This is a genomic window from Pseudoduganella sp. (genome assembly GCF_041914865.1).
In the GTDB taxonomy this organism is placed as follows: domain Bacteria; phylum Pseudomonadota; class Gammaproteobacteria; order Burkholderiales; family Burkholderiaceae_D; genus Rugamonas.
In genome coordinates, this window is record NZ_JAYSCO010000029.1 from 52,932 (window position 1) to 64,650 (window position 11,719).

Consider the following 11,719-nt stretch of genomic DNA (forward strand, 5'->3'; position numbering starts at 1 on the left):
AATGCTCAAGAAACTTGTACTGGCCGCCATGCTGGCCCATGCTTCCGCCCACGCCGCCGCACCCGTCAGCGACGCCGCCACCGCCGCCGCGCGCCATGCGCGCCAGGCCTACGGCGAAAAAGTGATCGACAGCCTGGCCGCCATGGTCAGCTTCAATACCGTGGCCGACCCCAAGGTGCCGTTCGAGAAGAACCCGCAGCACATCGGCTTCAAGCGCTTCATCAAGCAGGAAGCGGCGCGCCTTGGACTGGATTACGCCGACCATGGCTACATCATGGTGGTCGGCCTGGGGCAGGGCAAGGAGCGGGTCGGCATCATCACCCATGGCGACGTGCAGCCGGTGGACCCCAGCAAGTGGAAGCAGTCGCCGTTCAAGCTCGATCGCACCAGCGAGCCGGGCCTGCTGCTGGGACGCGGCACCGAAGACGACAAGGGCCCGATCGCCACCGCCATGTACGCGATGAAGGCGATCAAGGACCGCAAGGTGGCGCTGAAGAAGCGCATCGAACTGTACATCTACATGGCGGAGGAGTCGGACTGGGCGCCGCTGGAAGCCTTCCTGAAAAACCACACGCCTCCGCAAACCAATATCACCATCGATGCCGAATATCCGGCCGTGACGGCGGAAAAGGGCTGGGGCGGCCTGCGCGTGACCATCCCCGATATGGGCGCGGCGCCGGGCAGCACGCCGATTGTGAGCCATTTCACCGGCGGCTTCTTCGACAGCCAGATCCCGGAGGATGCGCGGGCCGACATCGACAACGCCGATGCCGCGTTGGAGCAGGCGATCCGCGCACGCGCGGCCAAACAGCAGGGCATGCGCTACCAGTATGAATGGAAAGGCAAGCGCCTGTCGGTTATCGCCAAAGGCCTTTCGGCGCATTCCTCCAAGCCGGAAGACGGCGTGAACGCCATCGCCATGCTGGCCGATGCGCTGGCCGTGCAGCGCTGGCGCGGCAGCCAGGCCGGCCTGATGGTGGACTTCGTGAACGATATGATCGGCACCGGCCTGACCGGTGACAAGTTCGGCAAGATTGCCTACAGCGACGACTTCATGGGGCCGATGACGGTCGCGCCGACCACGCTCAAGGCCGGCGAACAGGGCCTGGTGCTGGGCATTAACCTGCGCCGCCCGCGCGGAAAAACAACAGCGGAACTGACGGCGGAAATCAACACCGCCTTCGAAGCGTGGAAGGAACAGAACCAGGTGCGGGCGACGCTGCAGGCGCAGATCGGCGAGCCGTGGGTGCAGGATAACGCGCCGCACCTGCCGACGCTGATGAAGGTGTTCTCGCACTACACCGGCATCCGTGACCCGCAGCCGATCTCGGTCGGCGGCGGCACCAATTCGCGCCTGTTCCCGCGCGCCGTCAGCTTCGGCCCGACCATGCCGGGCAAGGTCTACACCGGCCACTCCGAACATGAGTACATAACGGAAAAACAATTACTGCTCAACCTGGAAATGTACACCGCAGTCCTGGTGGAATTGGCGAAATAAAGATTGCCGTACGGCAGTACGTGCATTACCATGGGCAATAAGGCTTTCGCTGCGGAAGCCTCAGCCCATGCCTGGCTGCGTCACAGGCATCCTTTGAACAGATGCCATGTTTCGCAAGCTTGTCTTCCTGACTGCATTGTCATTTTCCCTGTCGGCACAAAGTATGGATATGAGTATCCCGCCGGCGCACGTCGCCGCGCCTGCGGATGCCATCCAGTCCAGCGAAGTGCCGCGTCGCGGCGCGCTGTACCGCGTGCATCACGAAGGCAAAACCTCCTACCTGTTTGGCACCATCCACGTTGGCAAGCAGGACTTCTTCCCGCTCGAACCCGAAGTCACCGAGGCGCTGGCCAAGTCCAGCGCGCTGGTGCTCGAACTCGATGTGCGTGCCAGCGAGGCCTACTTCAGCGCGCTGGCGCGCCATGGCCAGTACCCGGCCGGGCAAAGCATCCGCGACCACCTGTCGCCGGCGGCCCTGGCGCGCCTGCAGGCCGCGCTCGACAAGGTGAAGCTGCCGCTGAAAAGCGTCGAGCACTACCGGCCGTGGGTGGTGGCGAATATCCTGGTCGGACAGGAAATCGAAAAGAGCGGTTTCAACCGCGGCCTCGGCGTGGAAGGCTACCTGCTCTCCAACGCGCGCAAGAAGCCCTTGCTGGAGCTGGAAAATGCCGACTACCAGCTGGGCCTGTTCGGCTCCCTCGATGACGCGCAGCAGGAAGCCTACCTGCTGGAAAACATCGATGATATCGACAGCGGCGGCGCCCTGCGTAAGTCGGCCGGCCTGGTCGAGGCATGGGGTGCTGCGGATGCTGCGCGCATCGCAGCACTGACACGCGAACTGACCACCGGCGACACGGTATCCGCCCGTTTCATGGACCGGACTTTGCTGGGCAAGCGCAATCCCGAAATGGCGGCCAGCATCGAAGCCATCATGCGCAAGGGCGACGCCTTTATCGGCATCGGCCTGTTGCACCTGGTGGGCGACAATGGCGTGCCGGCCTTGCTGCGCCAGCACGGCTACCAGGTCGAAAAGGTCTACTAGTATTTCTGGCTGGTGTTCAGCGTGCCGTTGGAATAGCGTACGCTGTCGCCGACACGGTAGCTGGGCATGCTGTCCACGTTCACGGTTTCCAGCGTGCCGTCCGCCTTGCGCACGGTGACGCGGTAGCCGCTGGCGCTGCCCGCTGCGGTAGCGCCGACAGCGCCGCCGGCCGACAGGGAGCCGGCTGGATCGATCGATTGCACCACGCCATCCCATCCTGCGGACGAAGTGCCGGACGAGCCGCCTGTGCTGGCTGTGCTGCCGGTGCCGGCCATCGTGCTGCCTTCTGTGCTGCCGCTGTCATCCATACCGGCGGTGCGTTTGCTGCTGTCGGTGGTGCAGCCAGCCAGGGCCAGGCTCACCACCAGGATTGCGGTTAGTTTCATACATCCTCCCTAAGAAGCCACGTAAGGTCTGCGCGCCGGGGAAGTGTACGCCGTTCCGCAAACGGCCGACGCACGTCAAGCCGCAGGGCGTTTGCGCAGGCTCCACAGGGCCCACATCAAGGTGGCGGCGATGATGGCGGCGGCCATGTCGACCAGCCAGTCGTCGACCGAACCGTGGCGATAGGGAAAGAAGGACTGTACGAACTCATCGATCGCGCCGAGCACCGCGATGCCGCCCACCGCTTTCAGCGCGCGCTGCGCCGGCACGCCGCGGCAACCGGTGAACAGCAGGAAAGCCAGCACCGAATAGCCGAAGCTGTGCAGCACCAGGCCGCTGGCGTATTGCGCCGCTTCGGCCCGCGCGCCGGGGATGGAACCGATGATGCAGTTGAGGGTGAACAGGGTGAGGGCGCCCCAGAAGCGCAGGCGCGCGCAGGCGTCGCTCAGGAAGAGCAGGGTGAGGAATTTTTGCATGGGTGGGAAGATACCACAGGCCGCAAAAAACTCGGCCCTGAAAGCCGATGCGCCGGCACAGGGCCGGCGCACCTTCCGCCACCACGCATATCTGTTGCGTGTGTGTCAGATGTAGCCATTATAGGGATCCTGTGTGACTGCACCATGACATAGAACAAGTTTTCCTCAGACTTTGAAATAGGCCACGGCATCGAGCAGCAGTTCGGCCTGCGCCGCCAGTTCCTCCGCCGTGGCGGCCAGCTGCTCCGCCGCAGCCGCATTGCGCTGGGTGGTCTCGCTCAGCTGGTTGATGGCTTCGCTGATCTGGCCGGCGCCGCTGCTTTGTTCGCGCGAGGCCGCCGTGATTTCCTGCACCAGCTCGGACGTGCGGCCAATGCCGGGCACGATATCCTGCAACAGCCTGCCGGCCTGGTCGGCCACCGCCACGCTGTCCTGCGCCACGCCGCTGATTTCCTGCGCGGCCACCTGGCTGCGTTCGGCCAGCTTGCGCACTTCCGCCGCCACCACGGCAAAGCCGCGCCCATGTTCGCCGGCGCGCGCCGCCTCGATGGCGGCGTTCAGGGCCAGCAGGTTGGTCTGGTAAGCGATGTCGTCGATGATGGCGATTTCGTGCGTGATCTGCTGCATGGCGCCGACCGTGCGCTTGACCGCCTCGCCACCTTGCACCGCATAGCCGGCCACCCGTGTGGCCAGCGCGTCGGTCACGCGCGCATTCTCATGGTTCTGGCTGATGGACGAGCTCATTTGCTCGATCGCCGCGCTGGTCTGCTCCACGCTGGCCGCCTGCTCGGTGGAGCTGGTGCTGAGCGCCTGCGCCGTGGCATTGGCTTGCGCCGCCGCGTTGGCCAGCGTATCGGCCGCCAGGCGCACGCTGGCCACGGTGGCATGCAGGCGCTGCGCCATGTCCTGCACCATGAAGGCCAGGCTGCCGCGGTCCTGCCCATGCAGCTTCACGCGCTGCGTCAGGTCGCCCTGCGCCACCTGCTGCAAGACCTGGCACACCTGCGCCGGCTCGCCGCCGATCTGGCGCACCAGGTGGTGGCTGATGGCGTAGCCGGCCAGGATTGCCAGCGCGGCGGTGGCCAGCACCGCCCCCGCCAATTGCTGGCGCGCCGAGCGCTGCTGCTGCAAGCGCTGCCCGATGCGGCCAGCCAGCGCCGCATGGGCGGCATCGGCCACACCGAACAGCTGGTCGATGGCGCGGGTCGTGGCGCCAATGTAGTCCGCCGCCGCGTACTCCAGCGTTTCCGCCAGCACGATACGGCTGCGCGCCAGTTCGGTCACTTCCGCCGCCGCCGCCGCCGCGCCGGCGACCGGCGCGCCCAGCCGCTGCTTCAGCGCCGGGTTGGCCGCATACGCCTTGCCCATCGTGCGCTGCATGCCCTCGCTGGCCTGGCGCGCCTTGCTGAGCAAGCCATACATGAAGGCGCGGTTCTCGATATCGATCTTGCGCGACGCCAGCAGGCCCGCGCCGCGCGCGCGCATCTGGCCCAGGTTCTCGGCCACGCGCGGCAAATCGAAGTGCACCGCACGCATCAGGTAATAGGAATCGGGATCGGGGTCGAGCGACAGGCCGGACTGGTCGGCCAACTGTTCGATGAACAGCAGGGTGTATTCGCACAAGGCCGTGTGGCGCTCATAGCTCTCCACGGTCGCCAGGCTGCGCGCGGCCACCTCGCGCGCCAGGCGCGCCCACTCATCGCCGATGCGCGCCAGCATGCGGCGGTCCTGGCCGCGGCCCTCGGGCAGCAGGGCGGCCATGCCCTGCAGCAGCCGATTGACGTCAGCCTCCTTGGCGCTGCGCTCCCGGGCCAGCTGCCCGCCCCCCACAAAGGCGGCCGACAAGCCACGGTGCTGTTGCATATTCTGCAGCAGGGCAAGCGCCTGCGCCCCGGGCTTCAGCCCGCCTTGTTCGGTGATGGAAAATTCGATGCTGCGGTTATTCTCAGCCAGGAACAGATAAAACGGCGGCGCGACCAGCAGCAAGCCCAACAGGCCCAAGAGCGCAAAGCGCTGCCAAAGTTTCAGCCGGTTCAACAGTTTGTCCACCGCCCCCTCCATGGTTCCCCATTGTAATGTCCACTTTGGGGTCAGGAACAAAAGTGGACAAAAAATGGACAAAAAAAAAGCCCGCTGGTTAAAGCGGGCTTAAACTATTTTCTTGGAGGAGAATAGTGGAGACATGCGCTATTATGGTGCAGCGCCACATATCAGTCCAATTTTCATTTTCGATAATCGTTATTCAAATTTCGTATAACTATTCGATTAACTATTCTTTAACTGGTACAACGTAGTTCAGCGCCATGCGGCCGCCATCCACAAACAGGGTCTGGCCAGTCATGTAGCTGGCGTCGTCGCTGGCAAGGAAGGCGCAGATCGAAGCAACCTCTTCCGGCTCGCCGCAACGCCCCAAAGGAGTGCGCGACAAAATGGTGCGTTTTGCCTCCGGGCTGGCCAGCACGGCCTGTTTTGCCAGTTCGGTCAGGATGGTGCCGGGGCCGATGCCGTTCACGCGGATGCCGTACGGCGCCAGGTTGAGCGACATGACCTTGGTCAGCTGGTTGACGCCGCCCTTCGACACCACATAAGGCACCTGGTCCGGGATCGCCAGCTCCGAGTTCACGCTTGACATATTGATAATGCAGCCGCTCTGCTGCTTGACCATCTCGCGCGCCACCGCCTGGCCGCACAGGAACATGGATTTCAGGTTAATGCCCAGCACACGGTCAAAATCGGCTTCGGCCAGGTCGAGGAAGCTGCACTTGTGGGTGACGCCCGCGTTGTTGACCAGGATGTCGATGCGGCCGAAGGCGGCCAGGGTGGCGGCCACCATGGCGTCGACATCGGCCTTCTGGCTGACATCGGCGGCAAAGAAACGGGCCTGGTCGCCCAGCGCTTCGGCGGCCTGTACGCCTTCCGGCTTGATGTCCACCAGCATGACCTTGGCGCCCTCGGTAATCAGGCGCTGCGCGCAAGCCAGGCCGATACCCTGGGTGGCGCCGGTGACGATGGCTACTTTATTTGTTAGTTTCATTGGTGCTTCCACTTTTGGTGAGGAAGCCCATTTTAGAGGATGACGGCGTCGTTGGGCAGCTGGTTCGGGCGCGCGCCGCCGGCGGGGTAGTGCCGTGCCAACAGGGTGTTCAGCTGCTCCAGCGCGGAGAGCGTGCTGGCGTGGTAATCGCCTTGCGCGTAGCCGCTGGTCATGGTGCGGCAGATGGTTTGCCATTCGGTGTCGGCGACCAGCTTGCCGACATGGCGGTCGGCCACGATATCGACTTCGCGCGCGGCGAGGTTGATGTAAATGAGGACGCCGCAGTTCTCCTCGGTGTCCCAGACGCCGTATTGCGCGAACAGGGCGCGCGCGCGCTGGCGGTTGGTCATGCCGTTGAAGGCGGCGCGGATATCCAGGCCGGGCTCCACGATCAGGCGGACCTCGGCGCGGTGGCGCTGCTCGCCCTGGGTGATCGCCTGCTCGATCGCCGCCAGCGTTTCAGGCGGGAAGGCGCGCTTGCCAGCGGCCGTGCCGGTCGTGGCATGGCGCCAGGCGCGCTTGCAGCGTCCAAAGAAGCTTGTGGGTGTTGTCGCCATTTACCAGTCTCCCGAGGCACCGCCGCCATCGAATGAGCCGCCGCCGCCGCTGAAACCACCACCGCTATCGCCGCCGCCGAAATCGCCGCCCCAGCTGCTGCCGCCGCCACTGCGGCTGGCGGCGCTCAAAGCGTTGCCCAAGGCAGCCCCCAGCAGCACGCCAGTCGCGTCCGAGCCCCAGCCGCCGCGCCTTAAACCATGCCGCCGGCCGCCGCGCATCAGCGGCAGCACGACGAAGACGCCAAACAGCAGCAAGGGCAGGGCCCAGCCAGCCGACCAGCCGCCGTCATCCGCATTGTCCGCGCCGCCCGCATCGCCCGCACTGGGTGCACCGTCCGGCGTGGCGGCGCCACCGATCGCGCCGGCGCCCGCTGCTTCGGCCATGCGCGCTACGCCGCCTTGCCCTGCCGGCGCAGCGCCAGGCTGGCCGCCGGCCGCTGCCGGGAAATGCTCCTTGTCCAGCAAGGTCGCAATCGCGCTCACGCCGGCAGCCAGGCCGCCGTAGAAGTCCCCCTGCCGGAAATGCGGCGCAATCACATCCTGCAAAATGCGCTTGGACTGGGCATCCGTCAGCGTCCCCTGGACTCCGCGGCCGGCCTCGATACGCAGCCGGCGCAGCGAGGACGGATTATCCTTCGCCACCACCAGCAGCACGCCATCGTCCACCCCGCGCCGGCCCAGCTTCCAGGCATCGGCCACGCGGATGCTGTACTGCTCGATCGCTTCGGGCGCGGTGGAAGGCAGCAGCAGCACTGCAATCTGGCTCCCGGTCTTGCGCTCGTAATCGGCCAGCACGCCGTCCAGGGCGGTGCGCTGCTGCGCGGTCAGCATGCCCGCCTGGTCGGTGACGCGGGCAGCCTTGGCCGGCACCGCGACGAAACCGGTATCGGCCGCGCGGGCCGAAGCGGCGGTGACGACCAGGACCAGCAAGGCCGCCACGGCCAGCCCGAGGACCACGCGCAGCCAGGGCGCGCCTGGCAATGGCCAGCCCCGGGAACGTTTGGGCAGCCCACCGCTGCGGCGCGCCAGGTCGCGATCGAGCAAGGGGTCGCTCAGCCGGTCTTCATCGCGGCTGGAACCTTTGCCGCCACCACGTGTTTGACGGGTAGCCATGGTGGCTCCTCACTTCTTGTTGAAGTCGACGGTTGGCGCGGTTGAAATGGACTTTTCGTTCTCGACGGTGAAGCTGGGCTTCACTTCATAGCCGAACATCATGGCCGTCAGGTTGGTCGGGAAGCGCCGCGCCAGCACATTGAAGTCCTGCACCGCAGCGATATAGCGCTGGCGCGCGACCGTGATGCGGTTTTCCGTGCCCTCCAGCTGCGATTGCAGGTCGCGGAAGCTGGCATCGGCCTTCAGGTCGGGATACTTTTCCGCCACCACCATCAGCCGCGAAAGCGCGCTGCTCAGTTCCCCCTGCGCCTGCTGGAACTTCTGCAAAGCGCCCGGGTTGTTGAGTACCTCCGGCGTGACCTGCATGCTGGTGGCCGAGGCGCGCGCCTTGGTCACCGCCTCCAGCGTTTCACGCTCGTGCGAGGCGTAGCCTTTGACGGTATTGACCAGGTTCGGGATCAGGTCCGCGCGGCGCTGGTACTGGTTGACCACCTCGCCCCATTGCGCCTTGACCGCTTCGTCCTTGGCCTGGAAATCGTTATAGCCGCAGCCGGACAGGAAAACCGCTGCCAGCACACCCACTGCCAGAAAGTTTCGCATTCTTCGCTCCTTGGAACGTATTATCGAAATATACACGCATTCAGCCCGGGCAAGGCGCACTTCGGCGCCCGCTATAATGTAGGGTTTGCAACGCAAAGAAAAAAGAGGCCCGCTGTGACATTCATCGAAAAATTATCCGCTGCCTGGGCAGCCAACGATTCCCTGCTGTGCGTTGGCCTGGACCCGGATATGGCGCGCCTGCCAGCGCAGTTCCAGAACAACCCGCAAGGCATCTACCAGTTCTGCACCGAGATCATCGACGCCACCGCCGACCTGGCTTGCTCGTTCAAGCCGCAGATCGCCTACTTCGCGGCACTGGGAGCGGAAGACCAGCTGGAGAAGATCTGCGCCTACGCTAAAGCGAACTACCCGCACATCCCGCTGATCCTGGACGCCAAGCGCGGCGACATCGGCGCCACCGCCAAGCAGTACGCGCGCGAAGCGTTCGACCGCTACCAGGCCGATGCCGTGACCGTGAACCCGTATATGGGCTCGGACTCGGTTGAACCATATATGGAGTGGAGCGACCGCGGCGTGATCATCCTGTGCCGCACCTCGAACGCGGGCGGATCCGACCTGCAGTTCCTGAAAGTGGACGGCAAGCCGCTGTACCAGCACGTTGCCAAGCTGGTGGCGGAGAAGTGGAATGCGAACGGCCAGTGCGCGCTGGTGGTGGGCGCGACCTTCCCGGAAGAACTGGCGCAGGTGCGCGGGATTGTGGGCGACATGCCGCTGCTGGTGCCGGGCATCGGCGCGCAGGGCGGGGATATCGAGGCGACCGTCAAGGCGGGCCGCACCTACAACGGCACCGGCATGATGATCAACTCCTCGCGCGCAATCCTGTACGCGGCGCCGCAGGGGGGCGAGGACTTCGCCGCTGCTGCGCGCCGCGTGGCGCAGGAAACGCGCGACGCGATCAACCTGCATCGCGCTTAAACCCGGTACACCAGGGTCAGACCCGAGGGTCTGACCCTTCCTTGCTGGTTTTAGTAGCGCTCAGGCACAATCATCTCAGCATAGTCGTACAAAGCAGCCAGCACCTGCTGCCCCTGTTCATCGGTCTCGGCGCCCAGCCGGTCCAGCTCCGAGAACAACTCATCTACCGTACGCGCGCCGCCCACGCCTTCAAACAGGCGCGCTGCGCGGTGCTGCTCCCAATGCTCATGCTCTTCCTCGGACAGCGTCTGCGGGAAGTTGCGCGCGCGGTAGCGGAACAGCAGCTCGCCCAGGCGCTCATCCTGGAAGTGCGGCGAGGCCGTGGCCAGCTTGGCCGGATGCTCGCGCCGCAGCGATTCCAGCAGGCGCTTGTCGCCATTGCCGACAAAGCCGCCATACAGGTCCTCGTCCACATCCGCCGGTTCGCTGGCCGGGCGCCAGAACACCTGCTCCCAGATTGCCGTCATATCCGGCCCGGCTGCCGCGCGGGCCGCATGGGCGCGCGCGGTTTCCAGGTCCAGGCCCCAGCGCTCGGCCAGTTCGGGGCGCAGCGTCTTCAGGTTCGACACCAGCATCGGCGACTTATTGATATGGATGCTCTTGATCGGCAGGCGCGTCATCCCCTCCGGCATGGCATCGGCACGGGTGAACAGGCGGATGCGGATGGTTTCCGCATCCAGCGCAAACAGTTCCTGCGGATCGTACGAGCAATCCCAGACCAGCAGCTCGTTCTTGTTGGTCGGGTGCGGCGCCAGCGGCCACACCAGTGCCAGGCAGCCCCGTTCCGCCGGGAACATGCCCGATACGTGCAGGAAAGGCTGGCGCAGCTGCGGCGCCAGGTGCAAGCCGATTTCCTCAGCCACGCGGTCCTTCTTGTGCAGGGCCAGGCAGAAATCGAACAGCTTCGGATGCTTGCTGCGGATCAAGCGCGCCAGGGCGATAGTGGCGCGCACGTCGGACAGCGCATCGTGCGCCGCTTCGTGCACCAGGCCGTTAGCCTTGGTCAAGTGCTCAAGTTTGAAGCTTGGCTTGCCGTTATCATTGATAGGCCATTCTATACCCTCCGGGCGCAGCGCATAGGTCATGCGCACCACGTCCAGCAAGTCCCAGCGCCCGCACTGGTTCTGCCACTCGCGCGCATAAGGGTCGATCAGGTTGCGCCAGAACAAGAAACGCGTGACTTCGTCGTCGAAACGGATTGTGTTGTAGCCTACGCCTATGGTGCCCGGCTCGGAGAAGGCCTTCTCGATGGTGGCCGCGAACTTGTACTCCGGCACGCCCTGCTGCAACGCTTGCTGCGGGGTAATGCCGGTGATCAGGCAGGCGGTCGGGTCGGGCAGGTAATCGTTGGCCGGCTGGCAGAACAGCATGATCGGCTCGCCGATTTCGTTCAACTCAGCGTCGGTACGGATGGCGGCAAACTGGGCGGGGCGATCGCGGCGTGGCACGGCGCCGAAGGTTTCGTAGTCATGCCACAGGAAGGTATGGTTACTCATGGTGCAAATGTTGGTTCTCGTTATCGAATGCTGAGGCAAGGAGGACTGTTGTGTCAAATTCCATTTCCATCAATACCCGTGCCACGCCGGCGGCTGCCAGCAACGACACGGCCGTTTCCGCGTCCACCCGCGCCAAGATGCAGCTGAATGTGTCGATCCTGCAGGAATCGGCCTCCATTTCGCTGAATTCGGAGAATGACCCGCTGGCGCTGGTGTACAAATCCGCGATCACCTCGATCAACGAGCAATTGCAGGCCGATTTCGGGCCGGATGCGATCCAGGATGCCATGGGCCAGGACAACTCGCCCGAAGGCACGGCGGGACGCATCGTATCACTCTCGACCGCTTTCTTCGGCGCTTTCCAGAAACAGCACTCCGACCTGGAGGGCGACGAAGCCCTGAACAAGTTCATGGACACGATCAAAGGCGGCATCGAAAAAGGCTTCAAGGAAGCGCGCGACATCCTGCAGGGCTTGCAGGTGCTGAACGGTGACATCGCCGCCAACATCGACAAGACTTACGAGCTGGTGATGAAGGGGCTGGATGACTTTGTTTCCAGCCAAAGGGAGTGAATTCGGGGTCA

Annotated in this window: 12 protein-coding genes; 4 read left to right on the forward strand and 8 right to left on the reverse strand. The window is 64.6% G+C overall.

The genetic code is table 11. From position 1 onward, the window contains the following. Position 1 precedes the first annotated feature (1 nt). Together ACE3TQ_RS15025 and ACE3TQ_RS15030 are read left to right on the forward strand one after the other, a co-directional pair. Complete coding sequence (locus ACE3TQ_RS15025) at positions 2–1,498, forward strand: dipeptidase (RefSeq protein WP_374583089.1); 1,497 nt, start codon at positions 2–4, stop codon at positions 1,496–1,498. A gap of 163 nt (positions 1,499–1,661) precedes the next feature. After that, a complete protein-coding gene (locus ACE3TQ_RS15030) occupies positions 1,662–2,540 on the forward strand; it encodes a TraB/GumN family protein (RefSeq protein ID WP_374583090.1) in 879 nt (292 codons plus the stop codon). On the opposite strand, the gene ACE3TQ_RS15035 is transcribed toward ACE3TQ_RS15030, so the two are convergent. From ACE3TQ_RS15035 to ACE3TQ_RS15065, 7 genes are all read right to left on the reverse strand, one after another. Beyond that, positions 2,537–2,926, reverse strand: a complete 390-nt coding sequence (locus ACE3TQ_RS15035; protein WP_374583091.1) for a hypothetical protein — start codon at positions 2,924–2,926, stop codon at positions 2,537–2,539. The two genes, ACE3TQ_RS15030 and ACE3TQ_RS15035, sit on opposite strands and share 4 nt — an antisense overlap. 75 nt (positions 2,927–3,001) lie before the next feature. Then, positions 3,002–3,400 (reverse strand): VanZ family protein, encoded by a 399-nt coding sequence (locus tag ACE3TQ_RS15040; RefSeq protein WP_374583092.1) that lies wholly within the window; start codon positions 3,398–3,400, stop codon positions 3,002–3,004. A gap of 165 nt (positions 3,401–3,565) precedes the next feature. Next, positions 3,566–5,449, reverse strand: a complete 1,884-nt coding sequence (locus ACE3TQ_RS15045; RefSeq protein WP_374583093.1) for a methyl-accepting chemotaxis protein — start codon at positions 5,447–5,449, stop codon at positions 3,566–3,568. Positions 5,450–5,669: 220 nt separating this feature from the next. Further along, positions 5,670–6,434 (reverse strand): SDR family NAD(P)-dependent oxidoreductase, encoded by a 765-nt coding sequence (locus ACE3TQ_RS15050; RefSeq protein WP_374583094.1) that lies wholly within the window; start codon positions 6,432–6,434, stop codon positions 5,670–5,672. A gap of 32 nt (positions 6,435–6,466) precedes the next feature. Beyond that, positions 6,467–6,991, reverse strand: coding sequence for a TPM domain-containing protein (locus ACE3TQ_RS15055; RefSeq protein WP_374583095.1), 525 nt, complete (start codon positions 6,989–6,991; stop codon positions 6,467–6,469). Next, a complete protein-coding gene (locus ACE3TQ_RS15060; RefSeq protein WP_374583096.1) occupies positions 6,992–8,104 on the reverse strand; it encodes a YgcG family protein in 1,113 nt (370 codons plus the stop codon). A 9-nt stretch (positions 8,105–8,113) separates the two neighbouring features. Next, a complete protein-coding gene (locus ACE3TQ_RS15065; protein WP_374583097.1) occupies positions 8,114–8,704 on the reverse strand; it encodes a LemA family protein in 591 nt (196 codons plus the stop codon). A gap of 114 nt (positions 8,705–8,818) precedes the next feature. On the opposite strand from ACE3TQ_RS15065, the gene pyrF reads away from it, so the two are divergent. Further along, positions 8,819–9,640 (forward strand): orotidine-5'-phosphate decarboxylase, encoded by an 822-nt coding sequence (gene pyrF, locus ACE3TQ_RS15070; protein ID WP_374583098.1) that lies wholly within the window; start codon positions 8,819–8,821, stop codon positions 9,638–9,640. Between the two features lie 50 nt (positions 9,641–9,690). Here the strand turns inward: pyrF and sbcB are convergent, their stop codons facing one another. Further along, complete coding sequence (gene sbcB / locus ACE3TQ_RS15075) at positions 9,691–11,136, reverse strand: exodeoxyribonuclease I (RefSeq protein ID WP_374583099.1); 1,446 nt, start codon at positions 11,134–11,136, stop codon at positions 9,691–9,693. A 50-nt stretch (positions 11,137–11,186) separates the two neighbouring features. On the opposite strand from sbcB, the gene ACE3TQ_RS15080 reads away from it, so the two are divergent. After that, complete coding sequence (locus tag ACE3TQ_RS15080) at positions 11,187–11,708, forward strand: DUF5610 domain-containing protein (RefSeq protein ID WP_374583100.1); 522 nt, start codon at positions 11,187–11,189, stop codon at positions 11,706–11,708. The last annotated feature ends 11 nt before the right edge of the window (positions 11,709–11,719 follow it).

What these genes read in the sequence shown, in the direction of transcription:
- ACE3TQ_RS15060 (WP_374583096.1), bottom strand. Translation starts at nt 8,104, where the DNA reads ATGGCTACCCGTCAAACACGTGGTGGCGGCAAAGGTTCCAGCCGCGAT.
- ACE3TQ_RS15035 (WP_374583091.1), bottom strand. Translation starts at nt 2,926, where the DNA reads ATGAAACTAACCGCAATCCTGGTGGTGAGCCTGGCCCTGGCTGGCTGC.
- ACE3TQ_RS15050 (WP_374583094.1), bottom strand. Translation starts at nt 6,434, where the DNA reads ATGAAACTAACAAATAAAGTAGCCATCGTCACCGGCGCCACCCAGGGT.
- ACE3TQ_RS15030 (WP_374583090.1), top strand. Translation starts at nt 1,662, where the DNA reads ATGGATATGAGTATCCCGCCGGCGCACGTCGCCGCGCCTGCGGATGCC.
- sbcB (WP_374583099.1), bottom strand. Translation starts at nt 11,136, where the DNA reads ATGAGTAACCATACCTTCCTGTGGCATGACTACGAAACCTTCGGCGCC.
- ACE3TQ_RS15025 (WP_374583089.1), top strand. Translation starts at nt 2, where the DNA reads ATGCTCAAGAAACTTGTACTGGCCGCCATGCTGGCCCATGCTTCCGCC.
- ACE3TQ_RS15065 (WP_374583097.1), bottom strand. Translation starts at nt 8,704, where the DNA reads ATGCGAAACTTTCTGGCAGTGGGTGTGCTGGCAGCGGTTTTCCTGTCC.
- ACE3TQ_RS15040 (WP_374583092.1), bottom strand. Translation starts at nt 3,400, where the DNA reads ATGCAAAAATTCCTCACCCTGCTCTTCCTGAGCGACGCCTGCGCGCGC.
- ACE3TQ_RS15055 (WP_374583095.1), bottom strand. Translation starts at nt 6,991, where the DNA reads ATGGCGACAACACCCACAAGCTTCTTTGGACGCTGCAAGCGCGCCTGG.